The following is a 19,736-nucleotide window of genomic DNA, read 5'->3' as shown; positions in this document are numbered from 1 at the left end:
AACGTAAGGTTCGAGTCAGTTTGGCGTCAGACGGCGGTAAGGTTGTCCTCCAATAATCAGTTGCAACGGCCCGGGCACGACCCAGGGGCGTGCTTACATTACAGGAGACAACCGCATGGCTACTGCAACGACAGCCGCTACGCATGCGCCGATGACCAAAGAGGAACGGAAGGTCATCTTCGCGTCGTCGCTGGGCACAGTGTTCGAGTGGTACGACTTTTATCTGGCCGGTTCGTTGGCCGCTTTCATCAGCAGACACTTCTTCTCGGGCATCAATCCGACGGCGGCATTCATCTTCACGCTGCTGTCGTTTGCGGCGGGCTTCGCGGTGCGTCCGTTCGGCGCCATCGTGTTCGGCCGCATCGGTGACCTGGTCGGCCGTAAGTACACGTTCCTTGTGACCATCACGTTGATGGGTCTCTCCACGCTGGTGGTCGGTCTGTTGCCGGGCTACGCATCGTGGGGGATTGCCGCACCGGTGATCTTCATCGCGATGCGTCTGCTGCAAGGTCTGGCCCTGGGTGGCGAATACGGCGGTGCTGCCACTTATGTGGCCGAGCACGCCCCGCACGGCCGTCGCGGCTTCTATACGTCGTGGATTCAGACGACTGCCACGCTGGGTCTCTTCCTCTCGCTGCTCGTGATTCTCGGCACCCGCATGGCGATGGGTGAAGAGGCGTTCGGTGAGTGGGGCTGGCGTATTCCGTTCGTGCTCTCGATCGTGCTGCTGCTCGTCTCGTTGTGGATTCGTCTGCAACTGAGCGAATCGCCGGCGTTCCAGCGCATGAAGGCCGAGGGCAAGGGCTCGAAGGCGCCGCTGCGGGAATCGTTCGGCGAATGGAAGAACCTGAAGATCGTGATTCTGGCGCTGGTCGGCCTGACGGCGGGTCAGGCGGTCGTGTGGTACACGGGCCAGTTCTACTCGCTGTTCTTCATGACACAGGTGCTCAAGGTGGACGGCAACACCGCGAACATCATGGTCGCACTGGGCCTGTTGATCGGCAGCCCCTTCTTCGTGTTCTTCGGTGCCCTGTCGGACAAGATCGGTCGCAAGCCGATCATCATGGCTGGCTGCCTGCTGGCTGCGCTGCTGTACTTCCCGATCTTCAAGGCGCTCACGCACTATGCCAACCCGGCGCTCGAAGCGGCAACCGCGCGCTCGCCGATCACGGTCATCGCCGATCCGAACGAGTGCTCGTTCCAGTTCAACCCGGTGGGCACGTCGAAGTTCACCAGTTCGTGCGATATCGCGAAGAGCTATCTGTCGCGTGCCGGTCTGAACTATCAAAACGAAGCGGCTCCGGCAGGCACGATGGCGACGGTGAAAATCGGCGACAAGGTGATCCAGTCGGTGGACGGCAAGGCGGCAGACGCGAAGGACAAGACCAAGGCGTTCGAAACGGATATGTCGGCCACACTCAAGGCTGACGGCTATCCGCCGAAGGCCGACCCGGCACAGATGAACAAGCCGATGGTCGTGGTTCTGCTCGCGATTCTCGTGATCTTCGTGACGATGGTCTACGGCCCGATTGCGGCGATGCTGGTGGAACTGTTCCCGACGCGTATCCGCTACACGTCGATGTCGTTGCCGTATCACATCGGTAACGGCTGGTTCGGCGGCTTCCTGCCGGCCACGGCCTTCGCCATCGTGGCGGCCAAGGGCGACATCTACTCCGGCCTCTGGTACCCGATCGTGATCGCCCTGATCACGTTCGTCATCGGCATGCTCTTCATCAAGGAGACCAAGGACGTCGACATTTACGCCAACGACTGATGGGGTGACCTACCAGACAGGTTGAAATGGATCGTCAACGCCGGGACCTTCGGGTTCCGGCGTTGTCTTTTCCGAGACCTGATCCGGCCCCCCCTGAACGGCACCTTTGCAGATTTCATTGGCCTGCAAAAAAGTGTTGACAGCCTATAGGGCTCTACCTATAATCTTTCTTCTACGGCGAATTAGCTCAGTCGGTTAGAGCGACGGAATCATAATCCGCAGGTCCGGGGTTCGAGTCCCTGATTCGCCACCAATACCCAAAAGGGCTTTGTAATCAATAGGTTACAAAGCCCTTTTGCCATTCGGTGGGTCACTTGGTGTGTCACATGCACAAGTTGCCCCGCCTCTATCAGTCCCGTCATGGGGTCTACTACCTGCGAGTCATTCGCAACAAGGTCAAGACCCGCCTCTCTCTGGGGACAAAGGATTTCCGCATTGCTAGACTGTTCGCCTTACGGTTGAACATGGAACTAGCAATGTCCACTCCCGATTTTGACCCAGACAAGCTCCGCAAGCTGGACATTGAAGTCAGCCCCACAGGTGGCGTGAATTTCAAGGACGTGAAACCTCACGATCTGGATACCCTATCTGCCGTTTTGGACAAGCTGGGCCTGCGAGAACAATACGCACAGGAGGCTATCAACTCCGTATTGGCTCAATCGGCGCGGGCCTCTTTGGAAAGGTCTGCCGTTGGCATGCCCCAAGGGGAACGGGTTACACCCAAGAGCAAACCATTCAGCGAGGTAGTGTCGCTCTATCTCGTTGAAAAAAAACTCGACAACGTTCCAAAGACCCTCTACGACAAAGAGCGCATTTACAGCGAGTTCCAAGGGTTCTATGGCGACCACGATATTAATCAGTACACCGCCAATGAGGCAGTGAGCTACAAGAATCGCATACTTGCCGAAGGCAAATCGGCAAGTATTATCAATTCTCGCCTATCTTTCCTGCGGTCGTTGTTTGAATACGCAATAGGTAACAACCTCTACTTTGCGGACAATCCGTTTGATAAGGTCAAAATCTCAAACAAAACCAAGCTCAAACAGCAGGTTCGCTCATACAAGGAATTGACCACCGAGGATCTGCAAGCAATCTTCAATGAGTCCACCTACCGTGAGTTCATGGACAAGCCGGATTATTACTGGCTCCCCTTCCTTGCCCTCTATACAGGTGCTCGCCAGAATGAACTTGCGAGCATGACCTTTCAGCATATCTACCAGCATGAGGGAGTGTGGGTATTCGATATCACCGCCGATATAGCCAAGAACAAAAATTCCGTACGCAAGATTCCATTTCACAAAGCCATACTGGAATCGAAATTTTTGGACTATTTGGATGAAACCAAAGCCACCAACAAGGTGGGATATGATATGGTATTTTTCCCAGACAAGCTCCCTACCGAAGGCGGGAAAAATGGATTCGGAAAGAATATCTCACGCCGTTTTGGTGACTATCTGGACCTCCTGAAAATTACAGACGACAGAAAAACATTCCATTCATTGCGGTCAAATTTCGTCAACGAGATGACAAATTTGAATATCCACCCTGCGATCATTATGGGATTGGTTGGGCACTACGAACAAGAAAGGGTTGACCTATCTTCGCCTCACTTCGTGAACTACCAGAAGAAAAAACCAATCCACGTACTCAAAGAGGCAATCGATAAATTGGAGTACCCGATTGAAATCTGGCACTAAAAATTCGGAAGTAACACTTATTCTCCCTGCGTCAACTATCAAATTTGATAGGTACAGCGAAGAAAAATTCAGGCCGAGTGTCAAGAAAGAATGCCACCGAAGAGTGGCATTTTTTATTGGCATTCGGAAGGGGGCAAGGGGCCTGCCCCATGCTTTTGGTTCTAGCTCCGCAGGACGAGCCAGGCACGAAGTGCCGTGGGGGTGCTTGCACCCCGTAGTGAGTTACGGGGTGTACTTGCCCCGTACAACTGACGTTGATAAACACCTCAAATCGCTATAATTTGCCAAGCCATTTTTTCACGCTATGCTTAATAGGTAGCAGAAGAAAAACAATGGCAAATTACGCGATAACAAGAATAAAAAAGTACACAAACGTTGGATCAGCCTCCTACCTGATAAATCACCATTTGCGATTGGTTCATGTCGCCAATTCGAACCCCTCCAAGACGTCAAAAAATGTCACTTTAGAGAAAAAAGATGACATTATGGGCTTCCTCTGTGAGGTGCCAAAGGGCACAAAAAAGAATGCCTGCCGTTTTGTGGATGTCTTTTTTGGGGCCTCTGAATTCAAAGACAAAAGGCAATTAGATGAGTGGGTTAAATCTACAATGGATTTTGCCCGCAAAGAATGGGGTGCTAACAACATAGCCTTGGCGGTGCTACACAAAGACGAAACAACCCCTCATATTCACGTGATTTTTAAGCCTGTGAACCCAAAAACCAAGAAGTTAGGTGCTGGGTACTGGTTTGACGGCAAAGCCAAAATGACGGCCTATCAGGATAAGTACCACAAGGCTGTGGAGGCATTGGGTTTTGAGCGTGGAGATCCCACCAAGCGAGCCCACCACACCACAATCAAGGAATTTTATGCCAAAGCGGAGAAAGCAAAAACCGCTTATGCCGAGTATCACAAAAGCCTATGGGAACTCTATGAGGAAGTTGGAAAGGTAAAGCTATGGGGCAGGCTCAATCCTGCTAAGTTGCAGGCGACTTTAAAGCCGATTTTTGCGAGGGTTTCAGCCAAAGCAAAAAAAGTTATTGGGCTCAAGGAATTTTTGGAGGTGGATAAAACCACAAAGCAGAATGCCAAATTATTGGACCAGTTGGATTATCAGGCTATGCAGTTGGAGGCTTTAACAGGTTCACCCAACCCAACACCAAACGAAGTGCAGGAAATTTCCAAGGTCCTCGGTGAGTTTAGGTCCAATTTGGATAAATCCACTCCTGAAATTGAACCAAACAGGGCAGGCCCTGAGCAGGACAGCATTCTATACAAAAAACCTCGAAAAAACGCGATTTAATCGCTCGCCGTCCGTTTTATTTCTATCTATTCTTTTATTTCCCTGCGGGTACAGATCTCTATGGATGGTTTTCTATATCGTATTCTGTGCTGAATTTGTACTGTATTTTATATAGTCTTTCTTCGAAAGACTGATGTGTCTTTGAGTCTTTACCGGGTTATTAGTCTTTCAGACTACTAAGCCCGGCAAAGCCTCACCCTTGCCCCAGAAAATTAAATCTGTGGTGGGTGGCAATGCCGAGCTTAGTACTTTGCTACATACCCGGAGGGAGTCGATTTAAGCGCTCCGCTTTCTCAGTTCAGGACCTTAAATGTCCCCGTTAGCACGGTCTGAGATTACGCCTCTCGTTTGTGCTCTGCTAACGTCTCTTCTAGCACCCCTCTTGGAATAAATTCCAATGGTTCGCAATCGTCTATCTCCTATGGAATTTTGGTTGGAGATACGCAGTCAGTTTTTATTTTGACGAGCCTTCTGCGTTGCTGGGCAACTTCCCGAACAGTGAACGGTAGTCGACAGATAAAAAAATTGCCCCACACCTTCCAGTATGGAGCAATTTAATCTTGACTTTTTAAATCGGATGATTATATTGACCTCATACACTCGGCAAGGTGTTATTTCCAATTTAAGAAATTTTTAGAAATAGTCAAATCTTGGAAATCAAAACAAAAAGCCAGTCACACGACTGGCTTTTTGATTATCTCACTCTCCAAGAGCTTCCCGAATTTTTGCCAACTTGTCTCTGTTTTTCTTATGCTCTTTGTAGAGGTGATTGACGAGCTCCTGCAATTCGTCCACCACCTCATTGAATCTATTTTTGTCCTTCAGGGTAACAAGTTCGTTGATTCTGTTTGTGATTGTTCTTTTAACACCCAAAGCACTTTGACCACCTGAACCATAAACAATCCAATAAATATCTACGTACTCCGCGTCAGGGTAAGTTTTTTTGAATTGTCCCCAAATATCAGAAATGGTCTTACCCTCGGAGGCAAGCGCCTTAATTCTCTTTTTATCTTCTTTTGAGATTTCCATAAATACCCCGCTTACATTATCCCACCACCCAGAACATGCCCTTTTGTGGGGCTCTTACTACAACCGCCACCTGCTGATGTCGTTGACCCGCAGTAAATGCACTTCTTCGGCCCCGCGTCGACAACATGCCCTTTTGAGGGGCTCTTGCTACACCCACCACCCGCCGTTGTCTTGGAACCGCAATAAATACATTTCAGCGGTTCATAAACTACATGAGTTTTCGTTGGACTCTTCGAGCAACCACCACCTGCCGTTGTCGTTGACCCACAATATTTACACTTACCCATAAACTCTCCTTAGAAACCCCGATTTCCGAGAAATGTATTCGGGCAGGCTCGTTGCCTTACTCATTGTTACACGACTCCAATCGCAAGTGCCAGATCGCTACTTGCCGATTGGGGGCGAACGTGTGACACTTGGGGTGTCACTTTTTCATTCGCAACCCCACCCGCCAGAATGGCAAGTTGTTGATTTATCAGGGGATTTACAAAAAGCCCGGAATCTCCCTGATTCGCCACCAAATTTAAGAACGGCTTCCCGCAATGGAAGCCGTTTTTTTCGTTCAGCAATCCGATCACTTTCAATCGAAGTCGAACATCTCGAACAACGACTTCTTCTTGCGCGGCTGATCGTAATGGCGACGGCGATCATCGTAGCCATGATGGGTATTGCGATGCGGGTGATCCTCCCGGTACTTATCCGGAGCGTCTGCCCGATAATCACGATGACGAGCGTGCTGATGCGCGCCCCTGCCATCGCTCCCATGGACCGATGGCACCGGTCGGCCAGCCACGTCGTCCGTGCGCTCGATCAACTTGTCCAGCTCGCCACGATCGAGCCACACGCCACGACAACTCGGGCAGTAATCAATCTCCACTCCCTGACGCTCCGTCATCAGTAAATCCGGGGTACCGCATACAGGACATTTCATCGTTTCGCTCCGTCACTTGAAAGGCAACGTCCTCAATGTATCGGGCCCCACACCACCGAAAAACCTGCTTTTTCATTCATCAAAGTTCGAAAAAACCGAACCTTCGGGACAAAAAAAAGCGGCGCCGATGGTTACCGGCGCCGCCTCATTCACCCTGCCATCACCGCACCGCTCAGTCCAGCACGCGCGCCTTCTCTGCTTTGCGGCGTGCCGACGCACGGCGCGTCATCATGTTCATTCCCTCCACGAACGCCGAGAATGCCATCGCCGCGTAGATGTAGCCCTTCGGGATATGTGACCCGAAACCTTCCGCGATCAGTGTCATACCGATCACAAGCAGGAAGCCCAGCGCGAGCATTACGACCGTCGGGTTCGCCGCGATGAATCGCGAGAGCGGCCCCGCCATGAACAACATCGCCGTCACAGCCGCAATCACCGCGATGAACATGATCGGGATGTGCTCGGTCATGCCCACAGCCGTCACGATGCTATCGATCGAGAATACGAGGTCCAGCATCAGAATCTGAACCACCGCGGCACGTGCAGTGATCGTCCCCAACGCGCCCGCCGTCGATGCGCCGTCGCCATGCTGTACGTCGTCCGTTGCCGACGCCACATGGTGATGCATCTCCTTAGTCGCCTTCCACACGAGGAAGAGGCCACCGGCAATCAGGATCAGGTCGCGCCACGAGAAACCGTGCCCGAACATCTCGAAGAGCGGGGTCGTCAGCTTGGCAATCCACGCCACCGTGCCGAGCAACGCCAGACGCATGACCAGCGCCAGACCGATGCCCATGCGCTGCGCGCGCGCACGCATCGACAACGGCAGTTTGTTGGTCAGTATCGAGATGAAGATCAGGTTGTCGATGCCAAGCACGACTTCCATGACCACCAGCGTGACAAGCGCCGCCCATACCGCCGGGTCGGCCGCCAAAGCAAAGAGATAGTCCATTTGTGCGCCAGAGATTCCGTAGGGTTATCGCCGCATTCGCCGCTCACAGGCAGCGGCCGTGCGTCTTCGTTATCCCGCACACAATGTGAGGTGCGGGTTCAGGACAGCATCATCTCCGAACTACTGCTTCGCAAAAACCAGCTATATACTTCAAAACAGTTCGGTTTTTCCGAAGTCAATTCATTATGTTGAACTACCGCCATCTTTACTATTTTTGGGTCGTCGTCAAGGAAGGCGGTTTCGCCCGTGCGGCAGAGCGCCTCGACATGGCCGTGCAGACGATCAGCGCGCAGGTGCGCGAGCTCGAAAAATCGCTGGGCCACCAGTTGCTCAAGCCGGCCGGACGTGGCGTAGCGATGACCGAGCCCGGGCAGGCCGCCTTCCGGCGCGCCGAGGAGATCTTTCGCCTCGGTCAGTCGATCCCCGACGAAGTCCGCGAGGCCGCCAGCGGCCGGGTCGCGCGGCTGGCGGTCGGGCTGGCAGACGGCATCTCCAAGCTGGCCGCGCACGCGATCCTCGCCCCCGTGCTTGACACCCCGTCGCTCCGGCTCATCTGCCACGAAGGCGAGCATGAGCAGTTGCTTGCCGAACTCGCACTGCATAAGCTCGATCTGGTGCTGGCGAGCCAGCCCGCGCCTTACAACCCGACCTTGCGGCTGGCGAGCGAGCGTCTGGTCGAATCGCCGGTCGACTGGTACGGTCCGGCGTCGCTCGTGCGCAACCCGTCGCGCGACACGTTTCCGCAATGCCTGACCGACCTGCCCGTACTGCTGCCAACGGGTCACTCGGCGTTGCGCGCGCGGCTTGATCAATGGTTCGAGACGCAGGGCATTCGCCCGAATATCGTCGGCGAATTTGAAGACAGTGCGCTCATGGCGGTGTTTGCCACACGCGGTATGGGCGTGTTTCCGCTGAGCGAAGCCGGCGCGGGCGACGTATCGCTGTTGCGCGGCTTGCGCTGGCTGGGCCGCCCCGACGACGTTCACGAGGACATTCACGCGATTCGTTCGCGGCGCGGCGAAGGTCACCCGCTCGTGGCGCAAATTCTCCGTGAGCTCCGTGAAATCGGCGCGACGGCCGATTCTGATATAAGAACCACTGGCGAGCCGTCCGTGCCGCCGCCATCTGCGAGGAAACCTCATGTCGAGTCGTAGCGACCAGCGCAAGTTCTTCCACCTCATGCTGTTCGTCGTGACGATCGTGTTCGGCTGGATTCTGTTTCCGCTGTTCGGCGCGGTCTTCTGGGGGACAATTCTCGCCGTGCTGTTTCAGCCGGTGCAGCGCCGCATCCTGACGCGTCTGCGCGGCCGCCCGAATCTGGCCGCGCTCACCACGCTTGCCTTGATTCTGCTGATCGTGATCCTGCCGCTCACGCTCGTCGTCGGCATGTTGACGCAGGAAATCAGCACAGCGCTCATTCGCTTTCGCACCGACCTGCCGCAACTCACGATCGCCTTCCAGCAATTGCTCGACCGGCTGCCCGCGAGCGTGCACCGGGTGATGGATCTCGCGGGTGTGCAAGACGTCAATGCAATCCAGCAGAAACTCGGCGACGGCGCGGCGCAGATCGGCCGCTTCGTCGCGGTGTACCTCGTGAGCATCGGCCAGAACACGGCGCAATTGCTCGTGAGCTTCGGCGTAATGCTCTACCTGCTGTTCTTCCTGCTGCGCGACGGCACCGCACTCGGTGCGATGGTGCGCCGTGCCCTGCCCCTCGATGAGCGTCACAAGAACCTGTTGATCCGGCAGTTCACCACGGTCGTGCGCGCAACCGTGAAGGGCAACATCGCGGTCGCGGTGGTGCAGGGTGCGCTCGGCGGCTTCATCTTCGCGGTACTCGGCATTCAGGGCTACGTGCTCGCCGCCGTGGTGATGGCATTCCTCTCGCTACTGCCGGCAGTGGGCGCGGCGGTCGTGTGGGTGCCCGTGGGGGTGTGGCTGCTGCTCTCGGGGGCAATCTGGAAGGGCGTGGTGCTGTTTGCGTTCTGCGGCACCATCGTGAGTCTGGTGGACAACGTGCTGCGGCCGATTCTGGTCGGCAAGGATACGAAGCTGCCCGACTGGGTCGTGCTGATTTCCACCCTCGGCGGCATGTCGCTCTTCGGTCTGACCGGCTTCGTGATCGGACCGTTGATCGCTGCGCTGTTCATCGCAAGCTGGAACATCTACACGCGCTTGCGTGACGATGACGACACGCAAACAGACGCCGGGTGAAGCAGGTGCAGGCAGCGTGATACCGCCGCCTGCAACCCCGATGACTACACTACCCCTTGCGCTTGCTGCCCCGCCGCTGCCGCAGACTCGGTCTGCACGGCGGCGGCGAGATCGGCGCTGACCTGCGCCATCACGGTATCCCAATCGCCACGCTGCGGCTGACGGAAGAGCGTGAGCGACGGATACCAGTCGCTGTCCCGGCGCGCCAACTGCCAGCGCCAGTCGGGGGTGAAGTTGACCAGCCCCCAAACGGGCTTGCCCAACGCGCCGGCGACATGCAGGGCGGCCGTATCGGCCGAAATCACCAGATCCATCTGTGCAATGACGGCTGCCGTCTCCGCGAAGTCGCTCAGCTTCGCGCCGATATCATGCACATTGGGATAGCGGGCGAGCGCCGCGCGCTCTTCGTCGGTCACGTCGACCTGCAACGAGTAGAACTGCGCATTCGTGCCGAAGACCGGCGCCCAATGCTCAAGCGCCACGTCACGGTTCGGCGGGAACGGACGCGGGCGCCATACGAACCCGACGCGCAACGCGCCCTCAGGCTTGGCGCCGAGCATCGATCGCCAGATCATCTCCCGTCCGGCGCTTGAGCGCACATAAGGCATAGGCACGGCCACGTTGCCACCCACCTTCAGCAGATGCGGCAGGCTGAGCAGCGGCAGTTGCCAGTCGAACGACGGCACCGGCATGTGCTCGCCAAGCACCGTCACGCCGCGCGCGAAGCCGCCCAGCAACGTGACGAGCGGCGCCTGCACCGACAACACGACGTTGGCGCCCATCTGGACGAGACGCGGTACGAATCGCACAAACTGCAACGTATCGCCGAAACCCTGTTCGCTATAGACGAACACCGTCTTGCCTGCGAGCGGCGCACGGCCGTCCCAGAGCCGTTCGCTGAAGCGGCGCTGCTGGCCACCGTCGTGCCAGCGCCATTCGTAGTCGTGCCAGCCGTGCTCGAAGTCGCCCATCAGCAGATTGGTCTGCGCGCGATTGGTGCGCGCCCCGGCGTGCTCGGGCGAGAGTTTCACGGCCTCGCGAAAGCACTGCAACGCATCGGCAAATGCATGGCGCTCGCGCAGCGCCACGCCCAGGTTCACCAGCGGATCGGGTTGCTGAGGTGCGATGGCGTTGGCGAGACGGTAAGCGTCGATCTCTTCGTCGTAGCGACCCAGCGCGCCGAGGGCTCGCCCACGGTTGAAATGGGCCTGCCACAGCGCCGGCGCCTTGGCGGCGGTGCGCTCGAACCACACCAGCGCGCGGGCACTGTCGCCCGCCTGCGCCCAGGTCATGCCAATGGTGTGCATCGTGCCGATGACGTCCGGCGACTGCTGCACCGTCGCCTCGAACAGCGCCTCGGCACGCATCTGACGACCGGCCTGAAGGCTGGCCATCGCCGCATCGAAGGTGGCCTGTGCGCCGGGTTGCGGCACCAGCGCGATCAGCCGGTCGAACGCGTCGGCCGCCGATTCGAAGGCGCCCGTACGTAGCGAGACGTAGGCAAGTCCTTCGAGCGCGGGGAGAAATTCGGGGGATTGTTTCAGTACTACGCGCAACTCGGCGATCGCCTCGTCGAGCCGGCCGGCGGCACTCAATTGTCGTGCACGCTCGCAACGCGCGTCTAATGGCGTCGTCATGCGGCGCATCCTTGCTTGTCTGGGAATGTGAGGGGACGGGCCGGCAAGCAACACGAGCGCAGGGCACGCTGCTGGCCCGGCGACAGGCGCCATGGCCCGATCAAGCGGTGCACACTACACGACCGCACGGCACGAAGCAAGCCGCGCGGATTGGTCTGCGCAACACGAATAAAGTTCACATCTTCAACGTGTCGTTTTCATCCCCGTGCCGCCGCCGAATCGCCCGGCACACGCCGCCACCGCATGGCCAATCGACATGGCGGCCCGCTCACGTATCGCCTATCAAAACAAGCTTTTCCCGCAATGCAGCATAAAAACCACAGTCAGTCATCGGCGTCCGGATTTGCCAGCGTAAGCGCCGCGCTTTAACATCTTTTTGCGGGTCAATCTGGTAGCATCCGCTGCCGTCCCTGCACACGTGCAACCGTCGCTGCCGTGCCGCATACCGACGTATCAGTCTTGTTATCCGTCCGAACCCTCATCCACACGAGGTCTTGATGACGCGCGTAGCCCGTCCGTTCATCCCCGCCACTGCGCGACGCCTGCTGCCCAATCGCTGGGATTTCATTGCCTTCCCGCTCATCATCGGTTTTCTGATGGTCAGTTCGTCGGGCATTCGCCAGACTTGGGCCCCGCTTGCCGACTTGCAGACCGAGGTTATCTCGCTCGACCCGGCCAATCTGCCCGAATATGCGCTGCGCACCACCCTGCGCATGCTCGCGGCAATGGTCGCGTCACTGCTCTTCACACTGATCTACGGCACACTCGCCGCGAAAAGCCGCCGCGCAGAGAAGTTGCTCGTGCCGATGCTCGACATTCTTCAGTCGGTGCCGGTGCTGGGCTACATCTCGTTTACCGTCACCTTCTTCCTCGCCTTGTTCCCGGGACGCGTGCTCGGCGCCGAATGCGCCGCCATCTTCGCGATCTTCACGAGCCAGGCGTGGAACATGACGTTCTCGTTCTATCAGTCGATGCGCACCCAGCCGCGTGATCTGGCGGAGGTGGCCGTGAATTTGCGCCTCTCGCCATGGCAGCGCTTCTGGAAGCTAGACGTGCCCTACTCCATGCCGGGCCTCATCTGGAACATGATGATGAGCATGTCGGGCGGCTGGTTTTTCGTGGTGGCGTCCGAGGCAATTACCGTCGGCGACAAGACCATCACGCTGCCGGGCATTGGGGCGTATCTCGCCACGGCCATCCTGCAGCGCGATCTGCAAGCGGTGGGCTGGGTGATTCTGGCCATGGTCGTCGTCATCGTCATTTACGACCAGTTCCTGTTCCGGCCGATGGTCGCGTGGTCCGACAAATTCCGTCTGGAAGACACGGTCTCGCAGGCCGCTCCCGAGTCGTGGGTGCTCAATGTCATTCAACGCACCCGGGCGATTCAGTTCCTGCTGCGTCCGTTCGGCAAGTTGCTGCGCACGATCGCACGCATGCGCATGCCGATCTCGTTGCCCGCCGCGATCCATTCCGAATCGAGAACCCCGCTCTCTCGCGTGATCGACTGGCTGTGGGCCGTGCTACTGGTGGTGCTGGGGCTGACCGCCGCGTGGAAGATCTGCGCCTTCGTGCTGGCCGAGGTGGGCTACGCCGAAATTCTGCGCGTGTTCGGTCTCGGCCTCATTACGCTGGTGCGCGTGATGGTGCTCATCGCCATTGCGTCGGTGATTTGGGTGCCGCTGGGCGTTCTGATCGGGCTGCGCCCCAAGCTCGCCGAACGCATTCAGCCGCTGGCGCAGTTCCTCGCCGCCTTCCCGGCCAACCTGCTGTTCCCGATCTTCGTGGTGGCCATCGTCCATTTCCACGCCAACCCGGACATCTGGCTCTCGCCGCTGATCGTGCTGGGCACGCAGTGGTACATCCTGTTCAATGTCATTGCCGGGGCGACAACCTTCCCGAACGATTTCAAGGAAGCCGCCACCAACTTCCGCATTCGCGGCTGGCAATGGTGGCGTCAGGTCATGTTGCCGGGCATCTTCCCCTACTACGTGACGGGGGCGATCACGGCGTCGGGCGGCGCGTGGAATGCCTCTATCGTCTCGGAATATGTGCAATGGGGCGACGACAAGCTCGCCGCCCATGGCCTGGGCGCGTACATTGCCGAAACCACGGCCGCCGGCGACTATCCGCGCATTTTGCTGGGCATCGCCGTGATGGCGCTGTTCGTCGTATTGTTCAACCGTTTGCTGTGGCGCCCCATGTACGCCATCGCTGAAAACAAGCTTCGCCTGAATTGAAGGGACCGTGATGCCGAACGATACCCACCAACCGATTGCCGGAAAAGAGATCTTCTCGCTCGCCAACGTCAGCCGCGGCTTCCGCAAGGGCGGCGACGAGCGCCAGGTGCTCGACGGCGTGAATCTGCAACTGCACGAAGGCGAAATCGTCGGCATGCTCGGCCGTTCGGGCTCGGGCAAGTCGACGCTGCTGCGCATCATCGCCGGCCTGATTCAGCCCAGCTCGGGCGACATCCGCTATCTCGGGCAACCCCTCGAAGGCCCGCCCGAGGGCGTGGCGATGGTGTTCCAGACCTTCGCGCTGTTCCCGTGGCTGACGGTGCTGCAAAACGTGGAAGCCGGTCTGGAGGCCCTTGGCGTCGAGCCGAAGGAGCGCCGCCGCCGTGCGCTTGCCGCCATCGATCTGATCGGTCTGGACGGCTTCGAAAACGCGTATCCGCGCGAACTCTCGGGCGGTATGCGTCAGCGTGTGGGCTTCGCCCGCGCCCTCGTGGTCAACCCCACGCTGTTGCTCATGGACGAGCCCTTCTCCGCGCTCGACGTGCTCACCGCCGAGACACTGCGTACCGACCTGCTCGACCTGTGGAGCCAGCGTCAGTTGCCGATCAAGTCGATCCTGATCGTCACGCACAACATTGAAGAGGCCGTGTTCATGTGCGACCGGATTCTGGTGCTGTCGTCGAATCCGGGCCGCGTGGTCGCCGAAATCAAGGTGCCCTTCCCGCACCGCCGCAACCGCCTCGATCCGGCCTTCCGCAAGATGGTCGACGACATCTATGCGCTGATGACCTCGCGTCGCAACGCGCACACCACGCAGAAGATGCCGCTGGAGTTGTCGAGCCCGCTGCATGAAGTGTCGACCAACCTGATGGCCGGTCTGCTCGAAGCGCTCGCCGGGCCGCCGTACAACGGCCGCGCCGACTTGCCGGAAATTGCCCAAACCCTGCTGCTCGAGGTCGACGACCTCTTCCCGGTCGCGGAAATTCTCGACCAGTTGGGTTTCGCGGAACTCAAGGAGGGCGATATTCTCCTCACCGCCGCCGGCAAGCGTTTCGTGGATGTCAGTACGCAAGAGCGCAAAGTGCTGTTCGCTGAGCACCTGCTGCGTCACGTGCCGCTCGCCGCGAAGATCCGCTCGGTGTTGCAGGAGCGTCGCGGGCAGCGTGCGCCGCGCGTTCGTTTCGAGCAGGAACTGGAAGACTCGATGTCGGACGACCTCGCGCAGGAAACGCTCGACACCGCGATCAACTGGGGCCGTTACGCCGAGATCTTCTCGTACAACGACCACACCGAGACGTTCAGCCTGGAGGACGTGGAAGGCGCGACCTGATCGCACGCCACCGGGGTAGCACTGCCGGGAAAACAACGCCGCGCGCGTCGTCCGACCGCGCGGCGTTGTCGTTTGTCAGAACGCGTAACCTGCGCCGATCATCCACGTCTGGTTGATCGTCTTCGAATCGGGTTCATAGGCGTTCACTCCCGGCTGCACCTGTGTCACGCTCGAGCGGCCGTACTGGAAACGCGACCACTCGTAGGTTGCGTTCACGTGGAAGTTGCGCGCGACCGCATAGTCCAGTCCGAACCCCGCCACGACAACCGGCTTGTTACCCAGGCTGAAGGTATTCTGCGAGCCGGCCAGCGTCATCGACGACCCCACCATGGCGCCCGCACGAACATCGGCCGTGGCGACCAGTTTCTGCGTCAATTCGAGTTGTCCCATGAGGCCGCCGCCAATGACGTGGTGGCGATAGCGCTCGTAGAAACCGTACGGATCGCGGCTGCTGTCGCGAATCCAGTCGTGATAGCTATAGCTCAGGTAGGGGACTACCTGCGCATTCCAGCTGCCGAGCCGGAACGGAAACGCTTTACCGGCCTTGAGCGTGACATCCGTTGCCGTCGAGCGGGTCGTCATCTGGTAGTCCGGCTGGACGACGCGGCCCGCAAGGTCTTGCAGATAGCCACCGTAGTTGACGTTGCCGTGCGCCACGCGCACCGACCCGCTGAAGTAGAGATTGGACACACCGAACAACTGCCGCTGGGTCGATGCCCCCAGTGCGAAGGCTGCCGTGGTACCGCGTTCGGAATCGCTCTTGCCGGGCCCGATGTTCTCCCAGTAGTGCAATTGCTGCGCACCGGCATCGATCCAGACCTGATTGTTGGCGCGCAGCATGGCTTCTTGCGCATGGACATTAGCCGCACCGAATCCGGCGGCAATGAAAACAGATGCGGATGCGAATGCGGTGCGCGCAACGGCAGTTGCGCATCGGCCGCAAGCGATGGTGCGGCGCGTGTTCGGCGTCATGGCACGACCCTCCCCAGGCGTGATCTCAACGACGGCTCGGAAGTGACCCTCGGCGTGGCCACCGTTTTCCGGCATTGTTTCAGTGCGTGACGCGGCGCGCAAGCGGGGAAATGTGAATTCTGCACTTCCTTCGCGGCACAAGAATCTCATCGATCGAGATACCTGCCCGGGGAGGCTCAGGGAACGGGCAGCGAGGATTTGCGCAGACGGAAAGACAGGGGGAGCGACCCTCTTCGAGCAAGTCGTCGAAACACGTGATGCGTCGGTGTGGACCGTGTCAAAAAGGCCACACCTATTGGTAAAGATACTGATTAGCAGTCGTTTTTGTGCAGTCGCATAATCGATTCAAAACCTGCCTGTCCCGCGCTAGGGGGCGCTTCGACGGACACCCGGGCAGGTTCTTTCCGCGGCGAAGACCGTGTATCAGACCCCAGAAGGCGCAACATGAGCTACTACCATTCCAAAGAAGCCAGCCGCGGCAAGGCCATCTCCTTCACGCCTGCCTACCGCTGGCGTCGTCGCGCCCTCGCCGTAACCTGTGCAGTGCTCGCCGCACTCGCCTACTACGCGGTGCATCACCCGAAGTAAGCAGGACGGCAGGACCCGCTGTCCCGCCGAACCGCCACTCCGCGCTCAGGCAGCTTCAAGCCGCATGTCCCAGGGCCGGCGCGTGCCAGTCCAACGGTACGTTGGCGAGCATGTCGTCGACCATGGCGTCCAGACCGAAGGCCGGCTGCCAGCCCCAGTCATAGCGCGCGTGGGTGTCGTCCAGCGTGTGCGGCCACGTCTCGGCAATCGCCTGGCGGAAGTCCGGCGCGTACTTCACCGTGAAGCCCGGCACGCGACGTGCAATCGCCGCCGCCAACGTTGCCGGGTCGAAGCTCACCCCGGCCACGTTATACGACGAACGCACGCGCAGACGCGAGGCGTCTGCGTTCATCAATTCGAGCGTCGCGCGCACGGCATCGGGCATGTGAATCATCGGCAGCGTTGCGTCTTCCTTCAGGAAGCATGTGTAGGTCTCGCCACGGCGTGCCGCCTGAAAAATCTCGATGGCGTAATCGGTCGTGCCGCCGCCCGGGGGCGTCTTGTAGCTGATCACGCCCGGATAGCGCAGGCTTCGCACGTCCACCCCGAACTTCGTGAAGTAGTACTCGCACAGCCGCTCACCCGCCTGCTTGCTGATGCCGTACATCGTGGTCGGGTCCATGATCGCGAGTTGCGGCGTTTCCACGGCCGGCGTGTGCGGGCCGAACGCCGCAATCGACGACGGCCAGAATACCCGCAGCCCGTTACGCTCGCGCGCCAGCTCCAGCACGTTGAGCAGACCGTTCATGTTGAGGGTCCAGGCCTGAAGCGGGCGTGTCTCGCCAGTCGCCGACAGGAGCGCCGCCAGATGGAAAATCTGCGTGATGCCAAAACGCTCGACGAGCGCGGCCAGACGCGACGCATCGAGCACGTCCAGCGTCTCATAGTGAACCGCGTGGCGCGACGGCCCCGGCGCAATGTCCGTGGCGATGACGTTCTCGTTGCCATACTGCGCCGCCAGCGCTTCGACGAGTTCGCTGCCGATCTGCCCGTTGGCGCCGATGATGAGGATGCGTTCCATGTTCAGCCTTGTTTGAGAATGCCGAGTTCGTTACCGGCCTGAGCGAATGCCGCCAGCGCACGAGTCAGATGTTCGCGCGTGTGCGCCGCCGAGAGTTGCACCCGCACACGCGCCTGCCCCTGCGGCACCACCGGGTAGAAGAAGCCGGTGGCGATCACCCCCAGTTCGTAAAGACGCTGCGCAAAGCGCTGGGCGAGCGTGGCGTCGAACAGCATGACGGGCACGATCGGATGCGTACCCGGCTTGATGGTGAACCCCAGCGCCGCCACTTCCTTACGGAAAAATGCGGTGTTCTCGTGCAGTTGCTCGCGTCGCGCCGACGAATGTTCGAGCTCGTCGAACACAGCGAGCGACGTGCCGACGATGGCCGGCGCGAGGCTATTCGAAAAGAGGTACGGGCGCGAGCGCTGACGCAGCGTCTCGATCACCTCGCGACGGCCCGCCGTGAAGCCGCCCATCGCGCCACCGAGCGCCTTGCCCAGCGTGCCGGTAATGATGTCGATTTTGCCGAGCACGCCGTGGTGCTCGTGCGTGCCGCGCCCCGTCGGCCCCATGAAGCCGGTCGCATGACATTCGTCGATCATGACGAGCGCACCGTATTGCTCGGCCAGCGCCACAATGCGGTCGAGTTGGGCAATCGTGCCGTCCATCGAGAACACGCCGTCTGTCACGATGATGCGATGACGCGCGCCGGCCGCCGCCTGCAACTGGCGCGCCAGATCATCCATGTCGTTGTGGGCATAACGCAGTCGCTGCGCCTTGCACAGACGCACGCCATCGATGATCGAGGCGTGGTTGAGCGCGTCGGAGATGATGGCGTCCTGTTCGTCGAACAACGGTTCGAACACGCCGCCGTTGGCGTCGAATGCCGCTGCATACAGGATGGCGTCTTCCGTCCCGAGATACGCGGCGATGCGCGCTTCGAGATCCTTGTGTGGGCCTTGCGTGCCGCAGATGAAACGCACCGACGACAAACCGAAACCGAAGTCCTCCAGCGCTTTCTGGCCGGCCTTGACGAGCGCCTCGCTCCCCGAGAGCCCCAGATAATTGTTGGCGCACAGGTTAATGCGCGTTTGCCCGTCGTCGCACACGACCTCCGGCCCCTGCCGCGACATGAGCACGCGTTCCTGCTTGAAAAGGCCCTGGCGGCGCGTATCTTCCAGTCGTTCGGTCAGTTGGCGGTAGAAGCCCTCGCGGGCCTCCTGGGTGTGTGCAGTCATCGAGCGCATCTCCTGTGTGCGGTCGGCGCTCGCCGTGGTACGGCGGCACCGGAAGAATCCGGCGGCATCGGTGAATGCCGCCGGATATCCCTACTTATGAATCCCTGTCGGCTCGAAAGCCACGCGTGAATGATCGGTCGGCTCTGCTACCATTCAGCCATTCACCTTATCGGAAACTATACTTTATATTGAACAAGTTTCAATATATTGGAAAATTCTAATATCCCGGAATCCATATGGCAAGTACTCCCGTTGCGTCTGCGATGTCCCCGGTCGCGCCGCCACCTGTTGGCGACATGATTCAGCAACTGCGCAAAGAGCGCGGCATGACGCTCGAGACGCTCTCACGCGCGTCTGGGGTCTCGAAGTCGATGCTCTCGCAGATCGAGCGCGACAAGGCCAACCCGACCATTGCCGTGGCGTGGCGGCTGGCCAATGCACTGGGTGTGCGGCTCGACCAACTGCTCGGCGCGCCCACTGGCGACCCCGAGCCGGTACGGGTGATCGGCAAGCATGAGATTCCCACGCTCGCCGGGGCGGAGCACGCCTATCAGTTGAAAATCCTCGGGCCGATGGAACTGGCCGGCAAGTACGAGTGGTACGAACTGACGCTGCAACCGGGCGCGGCGCTCGTATCGGAGCCGCACGACCCGGGCACCCGGGAACACTTCACGGTGTTCGACGGTCAGGTCGACGTCGAAGTCGAGCACTTCGCACGACGTGCCAAACCGGGCGAAACCGCCCGCTATCCCGCCGATCGCGCACATGCGATCCGCAATGTCGGCAAATCCGTGGCGCGCGGCCTGCTGGTGGTGATCCACGGATAAGCCCCG

At 59.1% G+C, this 19,736-nt stretch carries 16 protein-coding genes and 1 tRNA gene; 10 read left to right on the top strand and 7 right to left on the bottom strand.

Features of this window, described 5'->3' with window-relative positions; all coding sequences use genetic code 11:
• The first annotated feature begins 115 nt into the window (after nucleotides 1–115).
• The 4 genes from AT395_RS03910 to mobV all read left to right on the top strand — a co-directional run bounded on the left by AT395_RS03910 (nucleotide 116) and on the right by mobV (nucleotide 4,772).
• Nucleotides 116–1,774: an MFS transporter gene (locus tag AT395_RS03910; protein WP_042113013.1), complete on the top strand. Its 1,659-nt coding sequence runs from the start codon at nucleotides 116–118 to the stop codon at nucleotides 1,772–1,774.
• Nucleotides 1,775–1,950: 176 nt separating this feature from the next.
• A tRNA-Met gene (locus AT395_RS03905) sits at nucleotides 1,951–2,027 on the top strand.
• A gap of 73 nt (nucleotides 2,028–2,100) precedes the next feature.
• The gene (locus tag AT395_RS03900; RefSeq protein WP_045785876.1) at nucleotides 2,101–3,471 is read left to right on the top strand and encodes a site-specific integrase; all 1,371 of its coding nucleotides are present in this window, start codon (nucleotides 2,101–2,103) and stop codon (nucleotides 3,469–3,471) included.
• A gap of 332 nt (nucleotides 3,472–3,803) precedes the next feature.
• Nucleotides 3,804–4,772: a MobV family relaxase gene (gene mobV, locus AT395_RS03895; RefSeq protein ID WP_072632768.1), complete on the top strand. Its 969-nt coding sequence runs from the start codon at nucleotides 3,804–3,806 to the stop codon at nucleotides 4,770–4,772.
• Nucleotides 4,773–5,471: 699 nt separating this feature from the next.
• Here mobV and AT395_RS03890 read toward each other — a convergent pair.
• The 3 genes from AT395_RS03890 to AT395_RS03880 form a co-directional block, all read right to left on the bottom strand.
• Nucleotides 5,472–5,801: a hypothetical protein gene (locus AT395_RS03890; RefSeq protein WP_048628008.1), complete on the bottom strand. Its 330-nt coding sequence runs from the start codon at nucleotides 5,799–5,801 to the stop codon at nucleotides 5,472–5,474.
• 580 nt (nucleotides 5,802–6,381) lie between these two features.
• A complete protein-coding gene (locus AT395_RS03885) occupies nucleotides 6,382–6,732 on the bottom strand; it encodes a TFIIB-type zinc ribbon-containing protein (protein WP_072632767.1) in 351 nt (116 codons plus the stop codon).
• Nucleotides 6,733–6,904: 172 nt separating this feature from the next.
• On the bottom strand, nucleotides 6,905–7,684 hold the full coding sequence (locus AT395_RS03880; protein WP_048628010.1) for a TerC family protein: 780 nt from the start codon (nucleotides 7,682–7,684) through the stop codon (nucleotides 6,905–6,907).
• Nucleotides 7,685–7,869: 185 nt separating this feature from the next.
• Here AT395_RS03880 and AT395_RS03875 point away from each other — a divergent pair, with 185 nt between their 5' ends.
• Both AT395_RS03875 and AT395_RS03870 read left to right on the top strand, forming a co-directional pair.
• Nucleotides 7,870–8,838, top strand: coding sequence for a LysR substrate-binding domain-containing protein (locus AT395_RS03875; protein ID WP_042113018.1), 969 nt, complete (start codon nucleotides 7,870–7,872; stop codon nucleotides 8,836–8,838).
• Nucleotides 8,825–9,898: an AI-2E family transporter gene (locus tag AT395_RS03870; protein WP_048628011.1), complete on the top strand. Its 1,074-nt coding sequence runs from the start codon at nucleotides 8,825–8,827 to the stop codon at nucleotides 9,896–9,898. Before AT395_RS03875 ends, AT395_RS03870 begins: the two co-directional genes overlap by 14 nt.
• A 44-nt stretch (nucleotides 9,899–9,942) precedes the next feature.
• Here the strand turns inward: AT395_RS03870 and AT395_RS03865 are convergent, their stop codons facing one another.
• A complete protein-coding gene (locus tag AT395_RS03865; protein ID WP_048628012.1) occupies nucleotides 9,943–11,535 on the bottom strand; it encodes a tetratricopeptide repeat protein in 1,593 nt (530 codons plus the stop codon).
• A gap of 497 nt (nucleotides 11,536–12,032) precedes the next feature.
• Between AT395_RS03865 and AT395_RS26445 the strand changes: the two genes are divergently transcribed.
• Nucleotides 12,033–13,772, top strand: coding sequence for an ABC transporter permease (locus tag AT395_RS26445; protein WP_042113024.1), 1,740 nt, complete (start codon nucleotides 12,033–12,035; stop codon nucleotides 13,770–13,772).
• 10 nt (nucleotides 13,773–13,782) lie between these two features.
• Nucleotides 13,783–15,102, top strand: a complete 1,320-nt coding sequence (locus AT395_RS03855) for an ABC transporter ATP-binding protein (RefSeq protein WP_042113026.1) — start codon at nucleotides 13,783–13,785, stop codon at nucleotides 15,100–15,102.
• A gap of 75 nt (nucleotides 15,103–15,177) precedes the next feature.
• Here AT395_RS03855 and AT395_RS03850 read toward each other — a convergent pair whose 3' ends face one another.
• Nucleotides 15,178–16,074: a hypothetical protein gene (locus AT395_RS03850; protein WP_058375287.1), complete on the bottom strand. Its 897-nt coding sequence runs from the start codon at nucleotides 16,072–16,074 to the stop codon at nucleotides 15,178–15,180.
• 444 nt (nucleotides 16,075–16,518) lie between these two features.
• On the opposite strand from AT395_RS03850, the gene AT395_RS25465 reads away from it, so the two are divergent.
• Nucleotides 16,519–16,662 (top strand): hypothetical protein, encoded by a 144-nt coding sequence (locus tag AT395_RS25465; RefSeq protein ID WP_156181722.1) that lies wholly within the window; start codon nucleotides 16,519–16,521, stop codon nucleotides 16,660–16,662.
• 55 nt (nucleotides 16,663–16,717) lie between these two features.
• Here the strand turns inward: AT395_RS25465 and AT395_RS03845 are convergent, their stop codons facing one another.
• Entirely contained in the window at nucleotides 16,718–17,683 is a 966-nt protein-coding gene (locus AT395_RS03845) for an NAD-dependent epimerase/dehydratase family protein (RefSeq protein ID WP_172417041.1), read from the bottom strand.
• Between the two features lie 2 nt (nucleotides 17,684–17,685).
• Nucleotides 17,686–18,903 carry a glycine C-acetyltransferase gene (gene kbl, locus AT395_RS03840; RefSeq protein ID WP_042113031.1) on the bottom strand — a complete coding sequence of 406 codons (1,218 nt, stop codon included), beginning with the start codon at nucleotides 18,901–18,903 and terminating at the stop codon, nucleotides 17,686–17,688.
• A 236-nt stretch (nucleotides 18,904–19,139) separates the two neighbouring features.
• Here kbl and AT395_RS03835 point away from each other — a divergent pair, with 236 nt between their 5' ends.
• Nucleotides 19,140–19,730 (top strand): helix-turn-helix domain-containing protein, encoded by a 591-nt coding sequence (locus AT395_RS03835; protein WP_042113032.1) that lies wholly within the window; start codon nucleotides 19,140–19,142, stop codon nucleotides 19,728–19,730.
• Nucleotides 19,731–19,736: the final 6 nt, after the last annotated feature.

Source organism: Pandoraea apista, assembly GCF_001465595.2.
In the GTDB taxonomy this organism is placed as follows: Bacteria; Pseudomonadota; Gammaproteobacteria; order Burkholderiales; family Burkholderiaceae; genus Pandoraea; species Pandoraea apista.
This window is presented reverse-complemented; position numbering and strand designations above follow the sequence as displayed.

What these genes read in the sequence shown, in the direction of transcription:
- AT395_RS25465 (WP_156181722.1), top strand. Translation starts at nt 16,519, where the DNA reads ATGAGCTACTACCATTCCAAAGAAGCCAGCCGCGGCAAGGCCATCTCC.
- mobV (WP_072632768.1), top strand. Translation starts at nt 3,804, where the DNA reads ATGGCAAATTACGCGATAACAAGAATAAAAAAGTACACAAACGTTGGA.
- AT395_RS03850 (WP_058375287.1), bottom strand. Translation starts at nt 16,074, where the DNA reads ATGACGCCGAACACGCGCCGCACCATCGCTTGCGGCCGATGCGCAACT.
- AT395_RS03890 (WP_048628008.1), bottom strand. Translation starts at nt 5,801, where the DNA reads ATGGAAATCTCAAAAGAAGATAAAAAGAGAATTAAGGCGCTTGCCTCC.
- AT395_RS03865 (WP_048628012.1), bottom strand. Translation starts at nt 11,535, where the DNA reads ATGACGACGCCATTAGACGCGCGTTGCGAGCGTGCACGACAATTGAGT.
- AT395_RS03845 (WP_172417041.1), bottom strand. Translation starts at nt 17,683, where the DNA reads ATGGAACGCATCCTCATCATCGGCGCCAACGGGCAGATCGGCAGCGAA.
- AT395_RS03870 (WP_048628011.1), top strand. Translation starts at nt 8,825, where the DNA reads ATGTCGAGTCGTAGCGACCAGCGCAAGTTCTTCCACCTCATGCTGTTC.
- AT395_RS03880 (WP_048628010.1), bottom strand. Translation starts at nt 7,684, where the DNA reads ATGGACTATCTCTTTGCTTTGGCGGCCGACCCGGCGGTATGGGCGGCG.
- AT395_RS26445 (WP_042113024.1), top strand. Translation starts at nt 12,033, where the DNA reads ATGACGCGCGTAGCCCGTCCGTTCATCCCCGCCACTGCGCGACGCCTG.
- AT395_RS03835 (WP_042113032.1), top strand. Translation starts at nt 19,140, where the DNA reads ATGGCAAGTACTCCCGTTGCGTCTGCGATGTCCCCGGTCGCGCCGCCA.
- AT395_RS03855 (WP_042113026.1), top strand. Translation starts at nt 13,783, where the DNA reads ATGCCGAACGATACCCACCAACCGATTGCCGGAAAAGAGATCTTCTCG.
- AT395_RS03885 (WP_072632767.1), bottom strand. Translation starts at nt 6,732, where the DNA reads ATGAAATGTCCTGTATGCGGTACCCCGGATTTACTGATGACGGAGCGT.
- AT395_RS03910 (WP_042113013.1), top strand. Translation starts at nt 116, where the DNA reads ATGGCTACTGCAACGACAGCCGCTACGCATGCGCCGATGACCAAAGAG.
- AT395_RS03875 (WP_042113018.1), top strand. Translation starts at nt 7,870, where the DNA reads ATGTTGAACTACCGCCATCTTTACTATTTTTGGGTCGTCGTCAAGGAA.
- AT395_RS03900 (WP_045785876.1), top strand. Translation starts at nt 2,101, where the DNA reads ATGCACAAGTTGCCCCGCCTCTATCAGTCCCGTCATGGGGTCTACTAC.
- kbl (WP_042113031.1), bottom strand. Translation starts at nt 18,903, where the DNA reads ATGACTGCACACACCCAGGAGGCCCGCGAGGGCTTCTACCGCCAACTG.